The sequence below is a fragment of the Microvirga pudoricolor genome, assembly GCF_016892705.1.
Lineage (GTDB): Bacteria > Pseudomonadota > Alphaproteobacteria > Rhizobiales > Beijerinckiaceae > Microvirga > Microvirga pudoricolor.
The window spans coordinates 456,014-479,863 of the sequence record NZ_JAFEMB010000002.1; the positions used below are offsets into that span (position 1 = coordinate 456,014).

General features: G+C 67.0%; 20 protein-coding genes. 12 read left to right on the forward strand and 8 right to left on the reverse strand.

The window, feature by feature from the left end:
• Nucleotides 1-33: 33 nt before the first annotated feature.
• Entirely contained in the window at nucleotides 34-339 is a 306-nt protein-coding gene (locus ILT42_RS11130) for a DUF2293 domain-containing protein (RefSeq protein ID WP_204215664.1), read from the reverse strand.
• A gap of 8 nt (nucleotides 340-347) precedes the next feature.
• Nucleotides 348-1,142: a thymidylate synthase gene (locus tag ILT42_RS11135; protein WP_204215665.1), complete on the reverse strand. Its 795-nt coding sequence runs from the start codon at nucleotides 1,140-1,142 to the stop codon at nucleotides 348-350.
• A 281-nt stretch (nucleotides 1,143-1,423) separates the two neighbouring features.
• Here ILT42_RS11135 and ILT42_RS11140 point away from each other — a divergent pair, with 281 nt between their 5' ends.
• Together ILT42_RS11140 and ILT42_RS11145 are read left to right on the forward strand one after the other, a co-directional pair.
• Complete coding sequence (locus ILT42_RS11140; RefSeq protein ID WP_204215666.1) at nucleotides 1,424-2,038, forward strand: SspB family protein; 615 nt, start codon at nucleotides 1,424-1,426, stop codon at nucleotides 2,036-2,038.
• Between the two features lie 101 nt (nucleotides 2,039-2,139).
• Entirely contained in the window at nucleotides 2,140-4,281 is a 2,142-nt protein-coding gene (locus ILT42_RS11145; RefSeq protein ID WP_204215667.1) for a PAS domain-containing protein, read from the forward strand.
• 10 nt (nucleotides 4,282-4,291) lie between these two features.
• Here ILT42_RS11145 and ILT42_RS11150 read toward each other — a convergent pair whose 3' ends face one another.
• Nucleotides 4,292-5,710, reverse strand: coding sequence for a cytochrome P450 (locus ILT42_RS11150; RefSeq protein WP_204215668.1), 1,419 nt, complete (start codon nucleotides 5,708-5,710; stop codon nucleotides 4,292-4,294).
• 76 nt (nucleotides 5,711-5,786) lie between these two features.
• Between ILT42_RS11150 and fumC the strand changes: the two genes are divergently transcribed.
• The 4 genes from fumC (at nucleotide 5,787) to ILT42_RS11170 (ending at nucleotide 8,291) form a co-directional block, all read left to right on the forward strand.
• Nucleotides 5,787-7,175: a class II fumarate hydratase gene (gene fumC / locus ILT42_RS11155; protein WP_204215669.1), complete on the forward strand. Its 1,389-nt coding sequence runs from the start codon at nucleotides 5,787-5,789 to the stop codon at nucleotides 7,173-7,175.
• An 8-nt stretch (nucleotides 7,176-7,183) separates the two neighbouring features.
• Nucleotides 7,184-7,396 (forward strand): DUF4169 family protein, encoded by a 213-nt coding sequence (locus ILT42_RS11160; RefSeq protein WP_204215670.1) that lies wholly within the window; start codon nucleotides 7,184-7,186, stop codon nucleotides 7,394-7,396.
• On the forward strand, nucleotides 7,397-7,639 hold the full coding sequence (locus ILT42_RS11165) for a ribbon-helix-helix domain-containing protein (RefSeq protein ID WP_204215671.1): 243 nt from the start codon (nucleotides 7,397-7,399) through the stop codon (nucleotides 7,637-7,639). It abuts the gene before it with no gap.
• A 67-nt stretch (nucleotides 7,640-7,706) separates the two neighbouring features.
• Nucleotides 7,707-8,291 carry a tyrosine phosphatase family protein gene (locus tag ILT42_RS11170; protein ID WP_204215672.1) on the forward strand — a complete coding sequence of 195 codons (585 nt, stop codon included), beginning with the start codon at nucleotides 7,707-7,709 and terminating at the stop codon, nucleotides 8,289-8,291.
• 37 nt (nucleotides 8,292-8,328) lie between these two features.
• Here the strand turns inward: ILT42_RS11170 and ILT42_RS11175 are convergent, their stop codons facing one another.
• Nucleotides 8,329-11,919 (reverse strand): hypothetical protein, encoded by a 3,591-nt coding sequence (locus ILT42_RS11175; RefSeq protein ID WP_204215673.1) that lies wholly within the window; start codon nucleotides 11,917-11,919, stop codon nucleotides 8,329-8,331.
• Between the two features lie 98 nt (nucleotides 11,920-12,017).
• Nucleotides 12,018-13,433: an FAD-linked oxidase C-terminal domain-containing protein gene (locus tag ILT42_RS11180; RefSeq protein WP_204215674.1), complete on the reverse strand. Its 1,416-nt coding sequence runs from the start codon at nucleotides 13,431-13,433 to the stop codon at nucleotides 12,018-12,020.
• 241 nt (nucleotides 13,434-13,674) lie between these two features.
• Here ILT42_RS11180 and ILT42_RS11185 point away from each other — a divergent pair, with 241 nt between their 5' ends.
• Nucleotides 13,675-14,163, forward strand: coding sequence for a thioesterase family protein (locus ILT42_RS11185; RefSeq protein WP_229428602.1), 489 nt, complete (start codon nucleotides 13,675-13,677; stop codon nucleotides 14,161-14,163).
• Between the two features lie 5 nt (nucleotides 14,164-14,168).
• On the opposite strand, the gene ILT42_RS11190 is transcribed toward ILT42_RS11185, so the two are convergent.
• Nucleotides 14,169-14,441 (reverse strand): hypothetical protein, encoded by a 273-nt coding sequence (locus tag ILT42_RS11190; RefSeq protein WP_204215676.1) that lies wholly within the window; start codon nucleotides 14,439-14,441, stop codon nucleotides 14,169-14,171.
• A 149-nt stretch (nucleotides 14,442-14,590) separates the two neighbouring features.
• On the opposite strand from ILT42_RS11190, the gene ILT42_RS11195 reads away from it, so the two are divergent.
• A complete protein-coding gene (locus tag ILT42_RS11195; RefSeq protein WP_204215677.1) occupies nucleotides 14,591-16,966 on the forward strand; it encodes an ATP-dependent helicase in 2,376 nt (791 codons plus the stop codon).
• A gap of 308 nt (nucleotides 16,967-17,274) precedes the next feature.
• Nucleotides 17,275-18,549: an SAM-dependent methyltransferase gene (locus ILT42_RS11200; protein WP_204215678.1), complete on the forward strand. Its 1,275-nt coding sequence runs from the start codon at nucleotides 17,275-17,277 to the stop codon at nucleotides 18,547-18,549.
• Here ILT42_RS11200 and ILT42_RS11205 read toward each other — a convergent pair.
• Both ILT42_RS11205 and ILT42_RS11210 read right to left on the reverse strand, forming a co-directional pair.
• Entirely contained in the window at nucleotides 18,534-20,195 is a 1,662-nt protein-coding gene (locus ILT42_RS11205) for an electron transfer flavoprotein-ubiquinone oxidoreductase (protein ID WP_204215679.1), read from the reverse strand. The two genes, ILT42_RS11200 and ILT42_RS11205, sit on opposite strands and share 16 nt — an antisense overlap.
• A 155-nt stretch (nucleotides 20,196-20,350) precedes the next feature.
• Nucleotides 20,351-21,055 carry an SDR family oxidoreductase gene (locus ILT42_RS11210; RefSeq protein WP_204215680.1) on the reverse strand — a complete coding sequence of 235 codons (705 nt, stop codon included), beginning with the start codon at nucleotides 21,053-21,055 and terminating at the stop codon, nucleotides 20,351-20,353.
• A 138-nt stretch (nucleotides 21,056-21,193) separates the two neighbouring features.
• Between ILT42_RS11210 and ILT42_RS11215 the strand changes: the two genes are divergently transcribed.
• The 3 genes from ILT42_RS11215 to ILT42_RS11225 all read left to right on the forward strand — a co-directional run bounded on the left by ILT42_RS11215 (nucleotide 21,194) and on the right by ILT42_RS11225 (nucleotide 23,594).
• Nucleotides 21,194-22,021, forward strand: a complete 828-nt coding sequence (locus ILT42_RS11215; protein WP_204215681.1) for a uracil-DNA glycosylase — start codon at nucleotides 21,194-21,196, stop codon at nucleotides 22,019-22,021.
• 89 nt (nucleotides 22,022-22,110) lie between these two features.
• Entirely contained in the window at nucleotides 22,111-22,977 is an 867-nt protein-coding gene (gene ypfJ, locus ILT42_RS11220; RefSeq protein WP_204215682.1) for a KPN_02809 family neutral zinc metallopeptidase, read from the forward strand.
• A gap of 83 nt (nucleotides 22,978-23,060) precedes the next feature.
• Nucleotides 23,061-23,594, forward strand: coding sequence for a DUF6622 family protein (locus ILT42_RS11225; RefSeq protein ID WP_204215683.1), 534 nt, complete (start codon nucleotides 23,061-23,063; stop codon nucleotides 23,592-23,594).
• Nucleotides 23,595-23,850: the final 256 nt, after the last annotated feature.

Below are 23,850 nucleotides of genomic sequence, written 5' to 3' on the forward strand. Positions count from 1 at the left end.
TTCCTGCTCTGGGTCGGGGATCGTCGGTCCGGCTCATTCGCCCTCCGCGGTCCCGTCCACCCGGCGGGGGGATCCCCAGGTCTCCAGAACGGCGTTCATGTCGTCGAGAACGAAGAAACGGGCGCTCTCCGGGTCGTAGCCGTCGTCCAGGAGGCTGTCGTAATCCGTGAATGTGTGGCGGATATAGGCCACCAGGGACAGCCAGGCGGCCTTCTCGGGGACGGCCGCGTGGAGGCCCCGGCTGCCCAGCGCGTGATCGGTGACCGCTTCGAACTCATGACTCGGGATGCGGGGCGCCAGGATGCGCACCGCGCTCTCGATGGCCTCGCGCCGGTTCATGAGGCGCATCAGACGGCGACGGGCGCCCTGATGGCCGGATGAGGATCGTAATCCTCGATCGCGATGTCGTCGGAGGTGAAGTCGAACAGGGAGCGCACCGTTGGGTTGAGGCGCAGCCGGGGCAGCGCACGGGGCTCGCGGGAGAGCTGGAGACGGGCCTGTTCGAGATGGTTCATGTACAGGTGGGCATCCCCGAACGAATGGACGAAGTCGCCGGGCTGAAGGCCTGTCGCCTGCGCCATCATGTGGGTGAGGAGCGCATAGGACGCGATGTTGAACGGCACGCCCAGGAACACATCCGCCGAGCGCTGGTAGAGCTGGCAGGACAGGCGGCCCTCCGCCACGTAGAACTGGAACAGGCAATGGCACGGAGCCAGGGCCATCCGGTCGAGATCCGCCGGGTTCCAGGCCGAGACGATAAGGCGGCGAGAATCCGGGTTGCGGCGGATCTCGTCGAGCACCCAGCGGATCTGGTCGACGGTGCCGCCGCCGGGCTTTTCCCAGGACCGCCATTGCTTGCCGTAGACCGGCCCGAGGTCGCCGTGCTCGTCGGCCCATTCGTCCCAGATCGTGACGCCGTTCTCGCGCAGATAGGCGATGTTGGTGTCGCCCTTCAGGAACCACAGGAGTTCGTGGACGATGGAGCGCAGGTGAAGCTTCTTCGTCGTAACCAGGGGGAAGCCCTGGCTGAGGTCGAAGCGCATCTGATGGCCGAAAACCGATATGGTGCCCGTTCCCGTCCGGTCGTCCTTGCGGACGCCCTCGTCGAGAATGCGGCGCAAGAGATCGTGGTACGCGTGCATGGCAAACTCCTGCCCTATCCTACCCTACCCAATGCTTTCGGCCCAGGATGGATATTGTCCCGGGCAACTTGTCCACGGCCTTTCAAAAGCAAGGCGGCTTTCCTATAATCCCCCTTCGGACCGGCCGAGAGGCCGGACGAGACTACAACCGGAACAAGCCTGCCGAGCCGGGGTTCGCAGCCCTAAAACGTCACCCCTCCCCGATCCGCGGGATGGCCGGTAGCGCGGTTCATCAGTCCTGGTCCCCTCCGTCCGACATACCTGCGCAAGAGCTTTTTTCCATGGCCGGCAAAGACCTGATTCGATACGATCTCCTGGTGCAGGACGCCCTGAAGGGCGTCGTGCGCAAGGTTCTGGTCGATGCCGGCAAGGACGGGCTGCCGGGCGAGCACCATTTCTACATCTCGTTCCGGACGGACTTTCCCGGCGTGCGCCTCTCCAACCGCCTGCGGGAAAAGTACCCGCAGGAGATGACGATCGTGCTCCAGCACCAGTTCTGGGACCTCGGCATTACGGAGCACACCTTCGAGGTGGGCCTCTCCTTCTCGGGGGTCCCCGAGCGGCTGCTGATCCCGTTCGATGCGCTGACCGGGTTCTTCGACCCCTCCGTGCAGTTCGGACTGAAGTTCGACACCGAAGGGGACGAGGAAGAGATCGAAGAGGAGGCCCCGCCCCCGGCCCCTGCTCCCTTGCGCGCCGGCGGCGAGCCCGTCGAGCTGAAGCAGCCGCGCGAGGCCAAGGCCGACAAGAAGAGCGAAACGAAAAAGCCCGCCCCGGCCGCCGAGAAGAGCAAGCCCTCCGAGGAGGTCGAGGCGGCGTCCGACCCGGCCGCCGACCCCAACCCTGCCGGCAGCGCAGAAGTGGTCAGCCTCGACGCCTTTCGCAAGAAGAACTGACATGGACGAGCCTTCCCGCTCCGGACGGGCGCCGGGAGGGGCCCGTCTCGCCGCAAGGCACCCACCCGAAACGTCGAGCCGCCCCCAGGTTGGAGACGCCGTTGCTGCGCCTGTCGTCTAAAAACGCCATCGACTTCGGGGAGCTTTTCAACAACAGCCCGAACCCCTACGTCCTCCTGTCGCCCGACTTCGCCATCGTCGGCATGAACGACGCTTATCTGCGCGTCACCATGCGCAAGCGCGAGGACATCATCGGCCGCAACATGTTCGACGCCTTTCCAGGCACGCCCGATGAGCGCGGGCTCGCGAACGTGACGCAGCTGAGATCCTCCCTGGACCGGGTCGTCGAGACAGGCGAGGCCGACCATCTACCCTTGATCGAATATGCCATCGCAAGGCCCGAGGGCGGCTTCGAGGAGCGGTATTGGAGCGCGACCCACACGCCCGTGCTGAAGGAGGGCCAGGTCACATTTATCCTGCAGCATACGGTGGACGTCACAGAGCTCCATAGACTGCGCCAGAGCGCCACGATGTCGGGCCGGGCTGCCGGCGCGTCGGCGTTGGTGGAAGGCGATATCCTGCGGCGCGCCGAGGCCGTGCAGCATGCCAACGAAGTCTTGAAGGAGGAGCGCCAGCATCTGCGGCGCCTCTTCGAGCAGGCTCCGGGCTTCACGGCGGTGCTGAGCGGACCCAGCCACGTCTTCGAGATGGCCAACCCGGCCTATCTGGACCTCATCGGTCGCCGAAACGTCATCGGCAAAACGGTGGGGGAAGCGCTGCCGGAGATCCCGAACCAGGGCTTCATCACGCTTCTCGACCAGGTCTATGCGACGGGACAGCCCTATGTCGGTCGCAGGATCCCGGTCCAGCTCGGGCAGCGGCCCGGCGCGTCCCCGGTGGAGCGCTTTCTCGACTTCGTCTACCAGCCGATTCTGAGCCCAGAGGGCCGCACGGTCGGCATTCTGGTGCAGGGCAACGACATCACCGACCAGAAACGCGCCGAGGACGAGTTGCGGGAGTACCGCGAGCAACTCGAACGGCTCGTTCTCGCGCGGACCCGCGCACTGGAGGAGAGCGAGTCGCAGCGACGCCAGGCTCAGAAGATGGAGGCGGTGGGGCAGCTGACCGGAGGCGTCGCCCACGACTTCAACAACTTGCTGGCCATCGTCATCGGCAATGTCGAGCTGGCGCGGCGACGGGTGTCCGATCCGCGCCTGGAACGGCTGCTCGACAATGCTTTGATGGCCGGAGAGCGCGGCGCCAAGCTGACCCGCCAGCTCCTGGCCTTCGCCCGCAAGCAATCGCTATCTCTCGAACCGACGGAACTCTCGCAGACCATCGAGGGGATGCAGGACCTGCTCGCCCGGACCATCGGGCCCAGCATCGTCATCCGGACACAATTGCCGCAAGATCTCTGGCCTGTGGTCACGGATCGCAACCAGCTCGAAGTCGCCATCCTGAACCTCGCCATCAACGCCCGGGACGCGATGCCCAACGGCGGCACCCTGACGATCGGCGCCAGCAACGTGCCGCCCGACGAGTTGCCGGAGGACCTGACGGCGGGGGAGTACGTGCGCATCGCCGTGCGCGACACCGGCTCCGGCATTCCGGAGGAGTTGCGGGCCAAGGTCTTCGAGCCCTTCTTCACCACCAAGGATGTGGGCAAGGGGACCGGCCTCGGCCTCAGCCAGATCTATGGCTTCGTCAAGCAGCAGGGCGGCAGCGTCACCCTCAACAGCACCCTCGGGAAGGGGACGGAGGTCTCGCTCTTCCTGCCGCGGGCGGAGTCGGCCCCCGTCGCCGAAATCGCCGAGCGGCCGGACGGTCCCAGGCAGAACATCCAGGCGGACATCCTCGTGGTGGACGACGACGACGGCGTGCGCATGCTCGTGGTCGAGAGCCTGACGGATGCGGGCTACCGGGTGCAGGAAGCCCGGAACGGGTCCGATGGCCTCGGCATCCTGCGCCGCCGCGACGATATCGACCTCGTCATCGTGGACTTCGCCATGCCGGTCCTCGACGGCCTGGGCTTCATCGAGGCGGCCCGGCTCGAGCGGCCGGATCTGCCCATCGTGATGATGACGGGCTACGCCGATGCCGAACGCCTGACGGAGGACCGCCTCGGCGACATCCCGCTGGTGGCCAAGCCTTTCAAGCTCGAGACCCTGCTCACCGCCCTGCGCCAGCGCCTTGCCTCGAGCGCGCCGGCGACGCCGCGCCGGGCGGGCGCTGGCCGAACCTGAACCGGTCTCCTCAGGGAGCTTCGGATCCGGCCCTTTCGCCCCGGCGGTGGCTGAGACGCATGGGAAGCCCACCCTCCGGCCGCAGCGTGATCCGGTGCATGGGGCTGACCACGTGCGCCGGGTCAAGGTCGAGCCGCACCGCCCGCACGATGGTGGCCAGGACGACGATGGCCTCCTGAATCGCGAAGCTCATCCCGATGCAGACCCGTGGCCCGGCCCCGAAAGGCAGATAGGCGAAGCGGTCGATCCGCCCGCGCTCCTCCGGCAGGAATCGCTCGGGCCGGAAGGCGTCGGGCTCGTCCCACAGGGTGCGGTGGCGGTGGAGCACGTAGGGCGCGATGGTCACCACCGAGCCGCCCGGGATCAGCAGGTCGCCGATCCGATCGTCCGCGATAGCGGCGCGGCTCAAGAAGGGCGCGGGCGGATAGAGCCGCATGGCCTCCTCCAGCACCGCGCGGGTGTAGACCAGGCGCTCCACATGCTCGGGCGCGAACGCCCCATCGCCCAGGACCTCGTCCACCTCGTGCTCGATCCTCGCGCGCGCCCGCTCGTCCTGGGACAGGAGGTACAGCGACCAGGACAGCGCGTTGGCGGTGGTCTCGTGCCCGGCCCCGATGAAGGTGACGATGTTGGCGCGCACCTCCAGGTCGCTCAAGCCCCTGCCGGTCTCCGGATCGGCGGCCTCCAGAAGCAGGGTGAGCAGGTCGCGCGGGGCGTCCGCACCGCTCGCGAGGAGGGCCTTGCGGCTCGTGATCAGTTCGCCCACGACCTCGTCGAAGAACCGGATGGCGGGGCGCGCCCGCCAGCGCCCCACGCGCGGGATCCAGGCCGGCATGCCGAAGATGTCGAGGGGATCGATGCGCCCGAGCCCGTCGAAGTAGCGGGTGATCGCCCGCCCCAGCGCATCGGGATCCCAGGAAACCCCTTGGGTGAAAATGGTCCGCTCCAGCACGTCCAGGGTGATGCGGGTCATTTCCAGCGAGGCGTCGATCACCCGGCCCTCGGACCGCCGCTGCCAGCGCTGGACCAGCCGGTTGGCGGATTCCACCATGGCCGGGAAGAAGCCCGCGACCGTGCGGGGCGTGAACAGCGGCGCGATGGTGCGCCGCTGGAGCTTCCACTCGTCCCCCTCGGCGGTGAGCAAGCCCCGGCCCAGGCCCGGAGCCAGAACCCGAAGCTGGAGGTCGTCTTTCCGGTAGTTCGCCACATTGTCGAGCAGGATGTGGCGGATGATGGCGGGGTCGTTGACCACGGTCATGCGCCCCAGGGCCCCCTCCCCGGTCAGCACCCGTTCCTCGAAGTGGCGCACCGTCCAGGTGGTCAGGGGGTTGCGCCGGATCGCCATGAGGAAGCCCAGGAGGCCGTGCGGCTCCAGGCGGGGCTCGGGAGCCGGCGGACGGAAATACGGGACGTCTAAGCCTTGGGCCATGGGTTTTCCCGAGGTTCGGTGTTGCGGGAGCGAAACTTTGAGATAAGAACACGAAACCCTATCGAAAGAGGTCAGGATGTCGCCTTCCACCCGTACCGAGTCAGATACCTTCGGACCGATCGAGGTTCCCTCCGACAGGCTTTGGGGCGCCCAGACGCAGCGCTCGCTCCAGAACTTCAAGATCGGCGGCGAGCGCCTGCCGATCCCGCTGGTTCACGGCCTCGCCCTCGTGAAGCAGGCCTCCGCCCTGGTGAACAAGGATCTGGGCGAGCTCGACGGCAAGCTGGCGGATGCGATCTCGGCCGCTGCCGCCGACGTGGTGCAGGGCAAGTACGATGACGAGTTCCCGCTCGTCGTGTGGCAGACGGGTTCCGGCACCCAGTCCAACATGAACATGAACGAGGTCCTGTCGAACCTCGCCATCGAGCGCCTCGGCGGCGAGCGCGGCAGCAAGAAGCCGGTTCACCCCAACGACCACGTGAACCGGGGCCAGTCGTCGAACGATTCCTTCCCGACCGCCATGCACATCGCGGTGGCGCGCCAGATCAACGACCTCCTGCTCCCGTCCCTGAAGCATCTGCTGAAGGCCCTGGAAGACAAGGCCGAGGCCTTCAAGGACATCGTCAAGATCGGACGCACGCACCTGCAGGACGCCACCCCGGTCTCGCTGGGCCAGGAATTCTCCGGCTACGCCGAGCAGGTACGCCTCGGCATCACCCGCATCGAGCAGACCCTGCCGGGCGTCTACGCGCTGGCCCAGGGCGGCACGGCGGTGGGCACGGGCCTCAACGCCCACCCGGAATTCGCCGAGCGCTTTGCCCGGAAGGTGAGCGAGCTGACGGACCTGCCGTTCACGTCCGCGACGAACAAGTTCGAGGCCCTGGCCTCCCATGACGCTCTGGTCTTCACGCAAGGGGCCCTCGCCAGCATCGCCACCGGCCTGTTCAAGATCGCCAACGACATCCGCCTCATGGGCTCCGGTCCCCGCTCGGGGCTGGGCGAGATCTCGCTGCCCGAGAACGAGCCCGGCTCGTCCATCATGCCCGGCAAGGTGAATCCGACCCAGGCCGAGGCCATGACGATGCTGTGCGCCCAAGTGGCCGGCAACCAGACCACGGTGACCTTCGCGGCAAGCCAGGGCCATTTCGAGCTCAACGTGTTCAAGCCCGTGATCGCCAACGCGGTGCTCCAGTCGATCCGCCTCCTGGCGGAAGGCGTGATCAGCTTCACGGACAATTGCGTGGTGGGCATCGAGCCCAACCGGGACCGGATCGCCGAGCTGATGCAGCGCTCGCTGATGCTGGTGACGGCGCTTGCGCCCTCCATCGGCTACGACAAGGCCGCCGCCATCGCCAAGTCGGCTCACAAGAACGGCACCACCCTCAAGGAGGAAGCCCTCAAGGCGGGCGTCTCGGGCGAAGAGTTCGACCGGGTCGTGCGGCCCGAGGACATGCTGGCGCCCTGAACGGCCCGATGGCGGAGATCGTCAATCTGCGCCAGGCGCGCAAACGGAAGGCGCGGGCCGACAAGGAAGCCCGCGCCGCCGACAACCGGATCGCCTTCGGGCGCACGAAGGAAGAGCGCCGGCTCACCGAGGCCGAGCGGAGCCTCGCGGCCCGGCGCCTCGACGCTCACAAGCGCCGGGACGACGACAGCCAGGACGACGCCACCGAAGAGGGCTCTTGAGTGAGCACGGGCGTCATCAAGCGGTCCATCTCCATTGCGGGCCACCGGACCAGCATCACCCTTGAAGAGCCATTTTGGGACGCCCTGCGGGAGATCGCGGGGGCCGAGGGCCGCTCGGTCCAATCCCTCGTCGGTCGCATCGATGCGGGGCGCGGCGAGCAGAACCTGTCCTCCGCCATCCGGTTGTTCATTCTGGACCATTTCCGGGGGCGGGCCACCGATCCGGCGTCGGAGGCGGTTTAGGGGTCGTGCAATCCGGTCGCGTCTGATAGGTCGGGAGGCCCCTTTCTCCAGCCTGCGAACCTTTGCCATGAAACCCCTGTCGATCTCCCTCCTCACGATCTGCGGCATCGAGGAGCTGCCCTCCCATCGGGAGCGGACCGTGACCCACGTGCTCTCCGTGCTCGATCCCGACCTGCCGGAGATCGAAGCCTTCCAGGCCTATGGCGCCCACCATCGCACGACGCTGCGCTTCCACGACATCATCGACCCCAGGCCGGGCTGGATCATGCCGACCCGCGCCCACATGGAGGAGATCCTGAGCTTCGGCTCGGAGCTGGCCTCGTCCCAGGCGGGAAAGTCCGACGGCCATCTTCTCGTGCATTGCCACATGGGGGTGTCCCGCTCGACCGCCGCGATGCTGTCGCTCCTGGCCCAGGTCTACCCGGACGAGTCCGAGGACAACCTGTTCGCGCGGCTGCGGGAAATCCGTCCGCAGGCTTGGCCGAACTCCGTGATGATCGGCTTCGCGGACGAACTCCTGGGCCGTGAGGGACGGCTGACGGAGGGCCTGCGCCGCCATTACGGCCGCCAGATCGAGGCCAACCCGAAACTGTCCGGCTGGATGGGCGACCTCGGCCGGAGCCGTGAGGTCGAGATGGCCGTGCGGGCCTGACCACAGGGCCAAGAGGGCCGCTCGACCGCCGTCGCGGTCAGCCGCCGGGGCTTGGTGGCGTGGCCGCTGGCGGTTGGAAGTTTAGGGAAGGTGTCGAGGGCGGCATCGTGAAAGGTGGCGCGCCCGGGCCGGGCTGCGGTTGTCCTTGTCCTTGCCCCGGCGCAGGCGCCTCGGGGCTGCGCTGCTGCTCGCTCTGAATCCTCTCGGCCTCGATGCGCGCGCGCTCGGCCTCCTCTCGCAGGCGCGCCTGGCGGGCGGCCTCCTCGGCGGCCTTGCGGCGGCGCTCGGCTTCCTGGGCTTCGATCTGGCGCTGGCGCTCCGCCGCCGCCTTCTCGAAGGCCTCGATCTTTTCAAGCTCCCGCTTGAGCACGATGGCCGCCAGCCCGTTGCGGAACGGTCCCGCGTCGATCTCCCGGACGGGGGTCGCGAAGGAGCCGCGCCAGTTGAGCCCGGTGGACGGCGGGGCTCCGGTCCAGCCCGGTGGCGCGGTCTTGGACACGAAGGTGCCCCGTGCGTCGAGGCTCAGGTTCTTGAGATCGTACGCCACTGCGCCCTGCCAGGACGCCGTCCTCGTGTCGATCACGAAGGGCGAGAACCGGATCAACCCGCCCACGAGGGCCGCCGTCGTGGTGACGTTGGCCGAGGTGAGCGCGGCCCGGCCCAGCTCCTCGCCCAGAACGGCCTCGGCCCGACCTTCGACCAGGGGCTCGGTCTCGCCCAGAAGCCTGCGCAGGGCCCGGTCGAAGGCGGCGGGGTCGCCGCTCGGGACGCTGAGATTCGTGATGCGCCACTCCCCCGACCCGCCGAGATTCGACACGAGGCCGGCCAGGGATTCCGCCGCGGCCCCGAACTTCATCTCGCCCGAAAGGCGGGCCTGGAACGGCGTCGGGCCGACCACGGCGGCGAGGGGCACGTCGCGCAGGGCCCCTTCGCCCACGATGGACGCCAGGGCGCCCTGGCGCGTGACGTTCGCCGAACCCGTCAGCCTGCCGCCCCCGAGGGTCGCGTCGAGGCCCCGAAGCGCAATCCCGTCCGTGGAGGCCGCAAGGTCGAAACGGGCGTTGTTGGCGAGGAGCCCCCGCCCGAGTTCGAGGGTTTTGGCCCGCACGGCGACCTGCCCGCCGCTGAACAGGCGCCCGCTCTGGCCGAACCGGGCCGTCGACCAGAGCGCCGTGGCATTCGGGCTGGCCGGCGCATTGAGGCTGAGGGCCGTGACGAGCCAGGGCAGGGACAAGCGGTCGAGGGAGACCTCGCCGCTCACGTCCGAACGGGACACGGCCTGCAGCCGGCCCTGGACCGGGTTGCCCGCAACCGTGCCGGAAATGTCGAGGACGGTGGAATCGGCGTTCCGGCCGAGACCGACCCGCGCCTTCAGGGGCACGGGCGGGCTCACGCCCGCGCCGTCGCCGAGCAGGCTGAGAAAGGGCGTCACGTCGGCGGAGGTGAGGTCGGCCTCGCCGCTGTCCACCACATCGTCGCCGGAACTGAGGGTGAAGGGGCGGGTCGTGGCGATCTGGACGCCGCTCACGTCGCCCGAGAGCGTCACGTTGAACAGGCCGGACGGGACGCGGGCGCCCTTGAGGGAGATGCTGGACGCCTTCCTGAGGAGCGGCGCGTCGGCCCGGCCGACCCACCGGCCCGTGTTGTCCGTGGCGAGGCGCGCGTCGAGGTTCTGGGTGCGCCCATCCACGGAATCCACCTGGCTCGTGAAGCTGCCGCCCGCCACCGTGCCGTTGGCGGTGGTGCGCAGGCGCAGCTCGGCGGACCCGCGCGGCGGCGCGACCCGCTCCGACACCACATCGAGGTTGAGGTCCCCCTCCCGGATGAAATACGGCACCATGCGGGAGAGGCCACCGATCCAGACACTGCCGAGGAGGTCGATGACGGGAGCGGCCCTTTGCGCCGTCACCTTGCCGGCGATGCGGCCGGAGCCGTCCGGCGCGATCCGACCGCTGACCTTGGCGTTGGCGCCCGCCAGGTTGACGATGTCGAGGGTCTCCACCAACAGGGCCGGGCCGTCCGACAGGACCCTCGCCGAGATACGGCCGATTCCGGGCCGGTTGCCCGCCCGCACGTCGCGGGCGTCCAGGATGAAGCCGACATCGAGATTCTGCGTGGCCTCGAACACGCTCGACACCTGCGGGAGCTGGTCGAGGTTGAGGCCCTGCACGGCGACCTGGGCCTCCAGCCGGCCGCGATTGCGGCCCTCGGGCTCGGTATAGCGGACATTGCCCGTGAGCGTGGCGTCGCCCGTCTTCACGCGCAGGCGGCTCAGGGACACGATGGGATAGGCCACCGAGACGTCGGAGGCCGCCTCGAAAGGCCGGCCGTCCAGCACCTTCAGGAAGGGCGAGCGGATGTTGATGCGGTCGAGGTAGCGCGCCAGCCGGTCCGATGCGGCGGACGCGATGGCGACGCGGCCCTCGACGCCGCCCTGCGTTTCGAGACCCGCCTCGCCCTGCATGGCCACCCGGGTGTCACCCGGCGCCATGAACTCGAACCGCTCGACCTTGGCGATGCCCTTCTCGACCGTCACCTTGGCGACCGCGTTGGACAGGTCGTCCTGGCCCAACCCGATGCTGTCGAGCTTCAGGTCCAGGGCGACCGGGATCCTGGACGACGGAATCGTCCATTGAGAGAGACGGCTTTTGAAGTCCTGCCCATTGGAGGACAGGATGAAGCTGTCCGCGTCGAGCCTGCGGCCCTCGAGCCTCAGGGCGATCTTCGGATCGGCGAGGCCGATGGTCCCCTCGCCCGTCAGGCGCAGGCTCGCGCCCCCCTCCCCGGCTTCGAGCTGCAAGGGGCTGAGCACGACGCCGTCCGGGGCCGTCTTGAACTCGGTGTCGATGGCGATGGGGATCGGAATGCCGGCCGCCGCCACCTGAGCCGGAGGGCCGAACAGCAGCCGGGCCTTCCCGGCGATCAACGGGACCGTCGGGGCCGAGTTGCCCTCGTTGAGGGACAGGCGGGCATCGATGTCGAAGCGCGGGAACTCGTCGCCGCCGCCGGTCAACTTGACCTGGACGGTCTTGTCCTGGGCCAGCTCCCCGGTGGTGAAGCGGAACGGCACCTTGGCGGTGACGCCCTCGACGCGCCAAGGCCCGATGAGCTTCTGGCCCTCGATGCGAACGCTCTCGGCGTAGAACTGATCGGTCCGGCCCGTATCGGTCATTCGCGTCGTGAGCAGGAATTGGGCGACCGTCAGGTTTTCGATGGCCCATTCGCGGGCCCGGCCGCTCCCGGACACGATGTCGGGCGGGAGCCGCCAGCCGCCGCCCGACGAGACGGGCACGCGGATATCCGCCCGCCCCACGCGGGTCTCCGTGAAGCGGACCTCGCCGCGCAGGAGCGGCGGCAGCGCGAACTCGGCCGAGACGAAATCCGCCGTCAGCGTCGGGTTGTCGGTGCTGTCGGCGCCCAGGCGCAGCCTGTCGAAGCGGAGCCTCGGGGACGGCAGCAGCCTCACGCTGATCCTGCCTTCCGTATGAGCCTGGACCCCCGCGGCGCGGGAGATCATCCCGTCGACGGTGCTGCGATGCGCTTCCCAATCGATGAAGGGCGGCGCCGCAACGGCGGCCGCCAGGATCAAAATCACGATGGACGCAAGAACCGTCAGGATATCGCGCAAGAGATGGATGACTCCCCGTTGTCTCGGCCGTCTAGCTCAAGAACAAATCGATCGTCAGGGCAAGAGCTTCGGAATCGTGACTGTTTATCAGTTCACCGTCAAAGCGCGATAATCTTGCCCGGGTTCATGATGTTGTGAGGATCGATCGACTGTTTCAAGAGGCGCATCAGGTTGAGAGCCTCGGCGCCGTGCTCGATTTCGAGATACTTCATCTTCTTCTGTCCGACCCCGTGCTCGCCCGTGCAGGTGCCCTCCATGGAAAGAGCCCGCTTCACGAGCCGGTCCACGAACGCCTCGCAGGCCTCGACCTCGGCCGGGTTGGAGACGTCCACCAGGGGCTGGACGTGGAAATTGCCGTCCCCCACATGGCCGACGATGGGGGCGATCATGCCGCTCGCCAGGATGTCCTGCTTGGTGGCGTCCACGCATTCGGCCAGCCGGGAAATCGGCACGCATACGTCCGTGGCCACGGATTCCGCTCCGGGGCGCAGACCGCGGGCCGCCCAATAGGCGTCGTGGCGGGCCTGCCAGAGGCGGGAGCGGTCCTCCGGCTTGGTGGCCCAGTCGAACGGCCCGCCCTCGAACTCGGCCGCGATCTCGCCGAAGCGCTCGGCCTGCTCCTTCACGCCGGCTTCCGTGCCGTGGAACTCCAGCAGCAGCAGCGGGCTCTCGGGAAGGGTCAGCTTGGCATGGGCGTTGACGGCGCGCACCTGGACCTCGTCCAGGAGCTCGATGCGGGCGACCGGAATGCCGGACTGAATCGTCATGATCACGGCGTCGCAGGCGGCCTTCACGGACGGGAACGGGCAGATCCCGGCCGAGATGGCCTCCGGGATGCCCTGAAGCTTCAGGGTGATCTCCGTGACGATCCCGAGCGTCCCCTCGGACCCGATGAACAGGCGGGTCAGGTCATAGCCGGCCGAGCTTTTCTTGGCGCGGCTCGCCGTCTTGATGACCTCGCCGTTCGCCAGGACCACGGTCAGGCTCAGGACCACATCCTTCATGGTGCCGTAGCGAACCGCGTTGGTGCCCGAAGCCCGGGTCGCCACCATCCCGCCGATGGAGGCGTCCGCGCCCGGGTCGATGGGGAAGAACAGGCCCCGGTCGCGCAGGTGCTCGTTCAGGGCCTTGCGAGTGACGCCGGCCTGGACCACGCAGTCCAGATCCTCCTCGTGAACGGCCAGGATCGCCTTCATCTGGCTCACATCGACCGTCACGCCGCCGAGCGGCGCGTTCACGTGGCCTTCGAGGGACGTACCCGTGCCGTACGGGATGACCGGAACCCCTCGCGCGGCGCAGAGTTTCACGATCTCCGACACCTCCTCCGTCGTCTCGGCATAAACCACGACATCCGGCGGCTGATTCTTGACCCAGGTCAGGGTGTGGCCGTGCTGTTCCCGCACGGCCGCCGAACTCACGGCCCTGCCGCCGAAGCGTTGCGTCAACTCGGCCGCGACAGCCGCTATGTCGGCGTCGGAGGGCTTGGGTCGGGAGAGGGAGGCTGTGGCGTTCATCGCGTTTTCATGTTGGTTGGGCAGGATCGGGGATGTTTCGGCCCATCACTAGCAGATGCGTTGAAAATGCAACACTCGGCGCGACAAAGATGCCGAGTGCCCTCTGCATGGCTGATAGAACTGTTCTACTATTCCTTTTGTGCCCTAGGATGGCATTCTGGGACCGCCTGAAGGGAGAAATGTGAGCGTGGACGAGCGAGCCGCCCCGGTATTCTTTTTTGCGCCCTTCGTTTCCTCGACGATGCGGGTCGAACCTGCGTGGATCGACTATAACGGGCATATGAATATGGCCTATTACCATGTTCTCTTCGACCGTGCCGTAGAGGAAGCCTTCTCCCAGGTCGGGCTGGGCCACGATTATCTGGAAGAGCGCAAGGCGTCCTACTTCGTGGCGGAGGTTCACACCTGCTACACCCGCGAACTGAAGATGCACGACCATGTGCGGGTCACGGTCCAACTCGTCGATTTCGACGAGAAGCGCCTGCATTACTACATGGAGATCCGCCACGCCGAGGAAGGCTGGGTCGCGGCGACGTCCGAGGGCCTGTCCCTGCATGTGGACATGGCCAGCAAGAAAACATGTCCCTTCCCGGCCGATATTCGGAACAACCTCTCGGTCATGCGGGCCGCTCACAGCCGCTTGAACCGCCCCCTCGCCCTGGGCCGGACCATCGGGGTCCCGTCACGGGCCGAGCCCGAGCGCCTTCTGGCGACGGGCACGCGCCACTGACGCTCTCAGCAGCCCACCGAGCCTGGCGGGCAGGTGGTGGACCGGTAGGGGGATGACGGGCGCTGGAACATCCGCTGATTGTCGATGCTCTGGCGGATCTGGTTGTTGTTGATCGTATTCTGCTGCTGAATCTGCAGGCTGCGCTGCTCGCGCGTGATCGAGCGGTTGATGCTGTTGACCTCCCGCTCGGCCGGCGTGGTGCGGGGCAGCCGGGTTTGGGCCACGGCCGGAACGGCGACGCTCGCGAGGAGAGCGGCCAGGATCACAATTTGACGCATCGGGATTCCCCATATGGGCTGACAGTCACCATATGGGGGTGAAGCCCTAGCCGACAACGTCGTTCCTTCACGTTCCCGAGGCCCGGCCGGCAGGCCGGAACCCGAGATCGGCCTCGACGCCGTTCGCCTTTTGATCCATGTTCGCCCCGATGAATCAGCCCGATAACCGCTCCGAACCGCCCGACGACCTCGCCCACCGGCCCTCCGCCGGCTCCCTGAGCGCGAGGGCGCGCGCCGCCGTGGCGCCCCAGTCGCCCTATCTCGAGGGGCTCAACCCGGAGCAGCGCCGCGCCGTGGAGGCCACGGAAGGCCCCGTCCTCGTGCTCGCGGGCGCCGGAACCGGCAAGACGCGGGTGCTCACCACCCGGATCGCCCACCTCATCGCCACGGGCAAGGCCCGCCCGTTCGACATCCTGGCCGTGACCTTCACCAACAAGGCCGCCCGGGAGATGCGGGAGCGCATCACCCATCTCATCGGCCCGGTGGCCGAGGGGATGCAGTGGCTCGGCACCTTTCACGCCATCGGCACCAAGATCCTGCGGCGCCACGCGGAGCTGGTGGACCTGAAATCCGACTTCACGATCCTGGGCATGGACGACCAGATCCGGTTGCTCAAGCAGGTGATCGCCGCCGACAACATCGACGAGAAGCGCTGGCCCGCCCGGCAGCTCTCGGGCCTCATCGACGGCTGGAAGAACCGGGGCCTGTCCCCGAGCCAGGTGCCGGCCGGCGAGGCCGCCTCCTTCGCCAACGGGCGGGGCGTCAAGCTCTACACGGCCTATCAAGAGCGCATGAAGGTCCTGAACGCGGTGGATTTCGGCGACCTGCTCCTGGAATGCCTGCGCCTGTGGCGCGAGCACCCGGACATCCTGGAGCAGTACCAGAACCGCTTCCGCTACATGCTGGTGGACGAGTACCAGGACACCAACGTCGCCCAGTACCTGTGGCTGCGGCTCCTGGCCCAATCCCGCAAGAACTTGTGCTGCGTGGGAGACGACGACCAGTCGATCTACGGCTGGCGCGGGGCCGAGGTCGACAACATCCTGCGCTTCGAGCACGATTTTCCGGGCGCGACCGTGGTGCGCCTGGAGCGGAACTACCGCTCCACGGGCCATATCCTGTCAGCGGCCTCCGGCCTCATCGCCAAGAATCAGAGCCGGCTCGGCAAGACCCTGCGCACGGAGGACGAGCAGGGCGAGAAGGTGACGATCACGGGCGCCTGGGACTCGGAGGACGAGGCCCGGCTCGTGGGCGAGGAGATCGAGGCGCTCCAATCCAAGAAGCACTCCCTGGCGCAGATCGCGATCCTCGTGCGCATCTCGGCCCAGATGCGCGAGCTCGAAGACCGGCTCGTGACCATGGGCGTGCCCTATCGGGTGATCGGCGGCCCGCGCTTCTACGAACGCGCCGAGATCAGGGACGCGCTGGCGTATCTTCGCGTGGTCATGAGCCCGGCGGACGACCTCGCCTTCGAGCGCATCGTCAACGTGCCCAAGCGGGGGTTGGGCGACACCACCCTGCAGGTGCTGCACAACCATGCCCGCGCGGCCCGGGTGCCTCTCGTGGAGGCGGCACGGTTCGTGGTGGAGACCGATGACCTCAAGCCCAAGCCCCGTGGGTCCTTGCGCGATCTCCTCATCAGCTTCGGGCGCTGGTCGAAGCTTTCCGAGACCACGCCCCATTCGGAGCTCGCCCAGACCGTGCTGGAGGAATCCGGCTACACCGACATGTGGCAGAAGGACAAGTCGGCGGATGCGGCCGGGCGGCTGGAAAACCTGAAGGAACTCGTGCGCTCCATGGAGGAATTCCCGGACCTCCAGGGCTTTCTCGAGCACGTCTCCCTGGTGATGGACGCCAATGACGGGGACACGACCGAGAAGGTCAGCCTCATGACCCTTCACGCCGCCAAGGGGCTGGAATTCGACACCGTGTTCCTGCCGGGCTGGGAGGAAGGCCTGTTCCCGAACCAGCGGGCCCTCGACGAGAGCGGCCGGGCTGGCCTCGAGGAAGAGCGCCGCCTCGCCCATGTGGGCCTGACCCGGGCGCGTCGCCGCGCCAAGATCTTCTTCGCGTCCAACCGGCGCATCCACGGGCTGTGGAACTCGACGATTCCGAGCCGCTTCATCGACGACCTGCCGGAGCACGACGTGGACGTGGTGGAGGCGCCCGCGAACTTCTCGTACGGCGGCTACGGCGGCGGTTCCCGCTTCGACCGCATGCCCGCCTTCAGCGGGTCGAGCTACCAGACCCCCGGCTGGCAGCGGGCCCAGGCTCACAAGGCCGGAGCGGATGACGGCTCTTCGGCCCGGCGCTCCCCCGATCGCCGGGGTCCCATGACCATCGAGGGCGAGTTGATCGCGAAATCCACCGGCGCGGCGTCCGCCTTCAAGACGGGCGGGCGGGTTCTGCATTCCAAGTTCGGCCCCGGCACCATCGAGGCCGTGGACGGCAACAAGCTGACGGTGGAGTTCGACAAGGCAGGCCGGAAAATGGTGCTGGACAGCTTCGTCGAGGCCCTGGGCTGAATTCCAGGCGGCACCGCGGCTGAGGAATAAAGGGCGTTTATCTCGAAGCCTCATCCTGAAGGACTTGCGGAGCAATCTGCCTCGAAGCTTCATCCTGAGGGAGCCGCAGGCTCGTCTCGAAGGATGGTCCAGTCTGCACCGAAAGCACTCCCCTGGAGCCCTCCTTCGAGACGCCGCTTTCGCGGCTCCTCAGGATGAGGTCGAGGGGGATGATGCTGCTCTCCTCGGCATGCGATGGCGTTTGGGCAAGCCGACCCTAGCCACCGCCGCGCAACTGTGAAACCATCCGCCCCAACCGGGAGAGGCCGATGTTTCCACTGTCGCATATGCTGAAATCCTTCGTTCGGGTCGGGACCCTCAAGGTCATCGACGCGGACGGGAAGACCCATGTGTTCGGCGGCACGGCGCCAGGGCCGGACGTGACCATGCGGCTGACGGACCGCTCGCTCTACCACAAGCTTTTCCTGAACCCGGAGCTGCATGCGGGCGAGGCCTATATGGACGAGCGCCTCACCTTCGAGAACTCGACCCTGCGGGATTTCCTGACGCTGTTTTCGCTCAACCGGGGCTCGCTCGCCTCCTACCCCCTGCAGAGCGTCCTGAAGCGGATCTCGCGCGGCGTGAAGCGCTTCCAGCAGGCGAACCCGGTCGGACAGGCGCAGAAGAACGTGGCGCACCACTACGATCTCGGCAACGACTTCTACAAGCTCTTCCTCGACGAGGGCATGCAATATTCCTGCGCCTATTTCATGGACGACGACGATACCCTGGAAGAGGCGCAGCAAAACAAGCTCCGGCTCATCGCGTCCAAGCTGCGGCTGAAGCCCGGCTTGAAGATCCTCGACATCGGCAGCGGCTGGGGCGATCTGGCCTTGTATCTCGCGGCCATGGAGGACGTGGACGTGACCGGCGTCACGCTCTCCAAGGAACAGCATGCGCTCTCCAACGAGAAGGCGCGCCGCGCCGGCCTATCCGACCGCGTGCGCTTCGAGTTGCTCGACTATCGCAAGGTCGAGGCCAAGTTCGACCGCATCGTGTCCGTGGGCATGTTCGAGCATGTCGGCGTGCACCATTACGGCGAGTTCTTCGCCAAGATCAACGCACTCCTCGACGATGACGGGCTGATGCTGCTGCATTCCATCGGCAAGATGAGCCCGCCCGGGACGGCCAGTCCCTGGCTGCGCAAGTACATCTTTCCAGGAGCCTACTCGCCTGCCCTCTCGGAGGTGTTTCCGGTTGTGGAACAGGCGAGCTTGTGGGTGACGGATCTCGAGTTCCTGCGCCTCCACTACGCCAAGACGCTGTTTCACTGGCATCAGCGTTTCGAGGCCAACCGCGCCGCCATCGCCAAGATGTACGACGAACGCTTCTGCCGGATGTTCGAATTCTATCTCGTCAGCGCCGAGATGATGTTCAGGACCGGCAGCCAGCTCGTCTTCCATATGCAGCTCGCCCGCAGGCGCGACGCCGCGCCCATCGTGCGCGACTATGTCACCGACGTGCAGCGCCTGTATCGCGGCATGGAAGGCGAGCGATTGGAAAACCTGCGGGGCGAAGGGGCGACCGCTCACATGTTGACGTAGTTCGGCCCGCCCGGTCCTTCCGGGGTCTCCCAGTTGATGTTCTGGTTGGGGTCCTTGATGTCGCAGGTCTTGCAGTGGACGCAGTTCTGGGCGTTGATCTGGTAGCGCACCCCGCCCTCGCCTTCGACCCACTCGTAGACGCCGGCCGGGCAATAGCGCTGGGAGGGACCGCCGAACACGTCGTGCTCGGATGATTTCTGGAGGCCCATATCCCGCACCTTCAGGTGCGGCGGCTGGTCTTCCTCGTGGTTGGTGTTCGACAGGAACACCGAGGATAGTCGGTCAAACGTCAGAACGCCGTCAGGCCTCGGATAGGTGATCGGCTTCACCTGGTCCAGCGGCAGCAGGCATTCGTGGTCCGGCTTGCCGTGCTTCATGGTGCCGAAGAGCGAGCGGTCGAACAGCTCCGTCATCCACATGTCGAGGCCGCCGAGCGCCACGCCCGCCGCCGTACCGTATTTCGACCAGAGCGGCTTGACGTTGCGCACCCGCTTCAGGTCGTAGCCGATGGGCGAAGAGCGCCAAGATTCCTCGTATCCCACCACCTCGTCATGGGAACGGCCCGCCTGGAGCGCTTCCGTGAGGTAATCGGCGCACAGGATGCCCGACAGGATGGCGTTGTGGCTGCCCTTGATGCGCGGCACGTTCACGAAGCCCGCCGAGTCGCCCACGAGGCATCCGCCCGGGAAGGTCAGGCGCGGCACCGATTGCCAGCCGCCTTCCATGATGGCCCGCGCGCCGTAGCCGATGCGCTTGGCGCCTTCGAACACGTCGCGCACCATCGGGTGGGTCTTGAAACGCTGGAACTCGTCGAAGGGCGAGAGCGTCGGGTTCTTGTAGTTCAGGTGCACCACGAATCCGACCGACACGAGATGGTCGTCGAAGTGGTAGAGCCAGGACCCGCCGCCCGCGTTGTTGGGAAGCGGCCAGCCCATGGAATGGCGCACGAGGCCGGGCTGGAACTTGTCCGGCTTGACCTGCCACAGCTCCTTGACGCCGATGCCGTATTTCTGGTGGTCCTTGCCCTGGTTGAGGTTAAACCGCTCCACGAGCTGCTTGGTGAGCGAGCCCCGGGCGCCCTCTCCGAACACGGTGTAGCGGGCGCGCAGCTCCATGCCGCGGGTGAAGTTGGCGTTGGGCTCGCCGTTCCGGCCGATGCCCATGTCGCCGGTGGCCACGCCCACCACCTTGCCGTCCTCGATCAAAAGCTCGGCGGCCGGGAAGCCCGGATAGATCTCGACGCCCATCTCCTCCGCCTTGCGGCCGAGATAGCGGGCGACGTTGCCCAAGGAGCCGACGAAGTTGCCGTGATTGCTCATGAGCTTGGGCATGAACACGTTGGGGAGCTTCATGCCGCCCGCCGGGCCGAGATACATGAACTCGTCCGCCGTAACGCCGGTATGGAGCGGCCGGTCCGAGTCCTCGCGCCATCCGGGCACGAGGCGGTCGAGACCGGACGGGTCGATCACGGCGCCGGACAGGATATGGGCACCGACCTCGGAGCCCTTCTCCACCACGACGACGGAGACGTCCTGACCGGTCTCGGCGGCCTTCTGCTTCAGGCGGATGGCGGTCGCCAGGCCTGCCGGACCCGCTCCGACGATCACGACGTCGAATTCCATTGATTCACGGGCGGGCAATTCCATCGACTATCTCCTGGGGCGGGCAGATCGTTTATATATGAACAGTGAAGCCCCCGTCTCAAGCAGGCCACACCGCTTTGTTTGTCCTAACGGTGTTAAGGGCCTGTCGGAAGCCGGGAAATCTCGATCTTTAGAATGAATTGGAAAAACCGCCCTGTCTAAACGGACCGCATCAGGCCTCCGTCCACCCGCACGCTCTGGCCAGTGATGTAGGCGGCTCCGTCCGACACCAGGAACGCGATCGTGGCGGCGATCTCCTCGCTCCGGCCGTAGCGGCCCATGGGAACACTGTCCCGCCGCTCGTCGGTGGCGGGCAGGCTGTCGATCCAGCCTGGCAGCACGTTGTTCATGCGCACATTGTGCGGCGCATACTGATCGGCGAACAGCTTCGTGAAGGAGGCGAGGCCCGCCCGGAACACCGCCGAGGTTGGGAACATGGGGCTGGGCTCGAACACCCAGGCCGTTGAAATGTTCACGATGGCGCCGGACCTCCGTTCCGCCATGATGGGCGCGACGAGACGGGTCGGTCGGACCACGTTCATGAAGTAGACGTCCATGCCCCGGTGCCAGTCCTCGTCGGAGATGTCGAGGAGCGGCCCACGGGGCCCGTGACCGGCGCTGTTCACCAGCGCGTCGATCCGGCCCCACCGCTCCACGGTCAGGTCGACGAGGCGTTTCAGGTCGTCGCCGGATTGGTTGGAGCCCGTCACGCCGATGCCGCCGAGCTCGTCCGCCAGGGCCTCGCCCTTGCCGGACGAGGAAAGAATCGCGACCTTGAAACCATCCTGGGCCAGCTTGCGCGCGGCAGCAGCTCCCATCCCGCTGCCGCCCGCCGTGATGATCGCTACCTTTTCCCCAGCCATGGCCGATTCCCTCGTTCCGTTGCGGGATCCGTTTCACCATGCCGGCCGGGCATGTGCAAATCCAAGTTCGACAAATCCAAAGTGCGACAGACCCTTCATCGAGTTGTTTAAACCCTTTGGAATGCTTACATAAAGCCTATGTCAGACCTTCCCGCCGACCGCGATGCCCTGCAGGCCATCCTCGACTTCCATGTGGAAGCCGGGGTCGACCTCGCGCTCGACGACGAACCGCACGACCGGTTCGCGGAATCGAAGGCGTCCCCGCTGCCGGACGAGCCGAAACCGGCGGGCCAGCCCGGGCCGGGCCGGCCTGCCACCCCTCCCCGCGCCCTGCCGAAAGCGGCCTCCGCCGCGCCGGACGATGCCGCCGGGATGGCCCGCGAGCAGGCCCGGCACGCGCAATCCCTCGAAGAACTGGAAGCGATCCTGGCGGGCTTCGACGGCTGCGCCCTGAAGTTCTCCGCCAAGAACCTCGCCTTTTCGGACGGCAACCCGGAAGGCCGGGTGATGCTGGTGGGCGAGGCCCCCGGCGCCGACGAGGACCGGATCGGCAAACCCTTCATGGGCCGCTCGGGCCAGCTTCTCGACCGGATGCTGGGCGCGATCGGCCTCGACCGGTCGGAGGTCTATGTCGCCAACATCGTGCCCTGGCGTCCGCCGGGCAACCGCACGCCGACGCCGCAGGAAATCGCGATCTGCAAGCCGTTCATCGCGCGCCAGATCGAGCTGGCGGGCCCAAAATATCTGCTTTGCCTGGGCAACTTGGCGGCCCAGAACCTGCTCGACATCAAGGAGGGCATCCTGCGCAGCCGGGGCCGGTGGTTCACCTATCGCACCGAGGACGGACGCGAGATCCGCACCCTGCCCACCCTGCACCCGGCCTATCTGCTGCGGCAGCCGCTCCAGAAGCGGTTGGGATGGCGGGACTTCACGGCCCTCCGGCGCGCCCTCGACGGCCAAGATTAGACGCTTCCGATAAGCTTCGGCGGAACCTGAGCATATGCCTCAGCTTTAAGGATCGGGTGGGCGACCACGCTCGCTTGCAGGGGACGATCATGCGCTGGGACCAATTTCGCACCTCATCCAATGTCGAAGACCGCCGGGGAATGGGCGTCGGCGGCGCCGGAGGCCTCGGTCTCGGCACCATCGTGGTTCTGGGCCTGATCGGCTGGGCTTTCGGCATAGACCCGCGCATCCTCATCAGCGGGGCCGAGATGGTCGCCGGCGGCGGCAGCTCAGGCTACGAGCAGCAACAGGGCCGCCAGGGCACGCCGGAGGATCAGGCGGGCCGGTTCGCATCCGCGATCCTCGGCAACACCGAGGATGTCTGGAAGGTGGTCCTGCCGCAGCAGACCGGACGCCAGTACGAGGCTCCCCGCATGGTCCTGTTCTCGGGCGCCACGCGCTCGGGCTGCGGATCGGCGCAGTCGGCCATGGGTCCGTTCTACTGCCCCCTCGACCAGACGGTCTATCTCGACCTGTCCTTCTTCCAGGAAATGCAGTCCAAATTCCGGGCCAGCGGCGACTTCGCCTATGCATACGTGATCGCGCACGAGGTTGGCCATCACGTGGAAAACCAGCTCGGCATCCTGGAGCGCGCGCAGCAGCGCCAGCGCGAGGTGGGAGGGACCGAGGCCAATCAGATTTCCGTGCGGGTGGAGCTGATGGCCGATTGCCTCGCCGGGGTGTGGGCCCGCCATTCCAACGAGCGCTACCAATCCTTGGAGGAAGGCGACATCGAGAACGCGATCAGGGCCGCCGAGGCCATCGGCGACGACCGGCTCCAGAAGCAGCAGCAGGGCCGCGTCGTGCCGGATTCCTTCACGCACGGTTCTTCCGCGCAGCGCGTTCGCTGGCTGACCGCGGGCCTGAAATCGGGTCAGATCCAATCCTGCGACACGTTCCGGGCAAGCCGCCTTTAGGCTTCATCCCTAAGATCCATTGCGGAGGCGGGACGGCACCATAGAATAACGCCCTGGGCATTCGAAGAATGCGGGGAGTGGCCATGCTGAGCACGTTCGGCTTCGTGTTCGAGATGATCCGCCAGACGCCTGTCTGGGTCTGGTTTCTATTCGCGTTTCTCCTGGTCCGTGGCGTCAAGGCTCTTCACGGGAGCGTGACATCCCTCCCACGCCTGTTCATCGTGCCCGGCGTCTTCACGCTCTGGGGGCTGGTGGGCGTGGCGACGACCTTCCACCACCCCGGAACCAGCGCCCTCATCTGGTCGGCGAGTTTCGCAGCCGGGATCGCGGCGGGAATTCTGCGCACGGCGCGCACACCGATCCAGGTTGATCGCCATGCCGGTCTCGTGGCGCTGCCGGGCAGCCCCATGGTGCTGATCCTGGTGACAGTCGTGTTCGGCGTCAAATATGCGCTCGGGGCCTGGGCGGCGATCCAGCCGTCGGCCACCGGGATGCTGCCCTTCATGGTCGTGGACATCGGTGTCACGGGGCTCGTGGCAGGCATGTTCGTGGGGCGTCTCCTGACGCTCTGGCACCGGCTGAAGACCGCGCCCGAGGTCAGGCTCGCGGCGGCGTAAGCGACCGGGGTGAGGGCTGCAAAGTCGGAGCGCCCGCTCAGTCATCAGGGCGAGCTTGCTTCTACCGTCATGGCCGGGCTCGCCCCGGCCACCCATGGGCCCGTCGCAAGACGGGCCTACGCGGCTCAAGGCCGCGCATCACGGGGGTGTGAACCTATCCGTGGAGCGGGAGCGACGATGCGGCACCCGGCTACACGCACGGGACATTGACAGAACCCGGCAGCCGGGTCTGATGGCGACACCTTTCGAATGACTT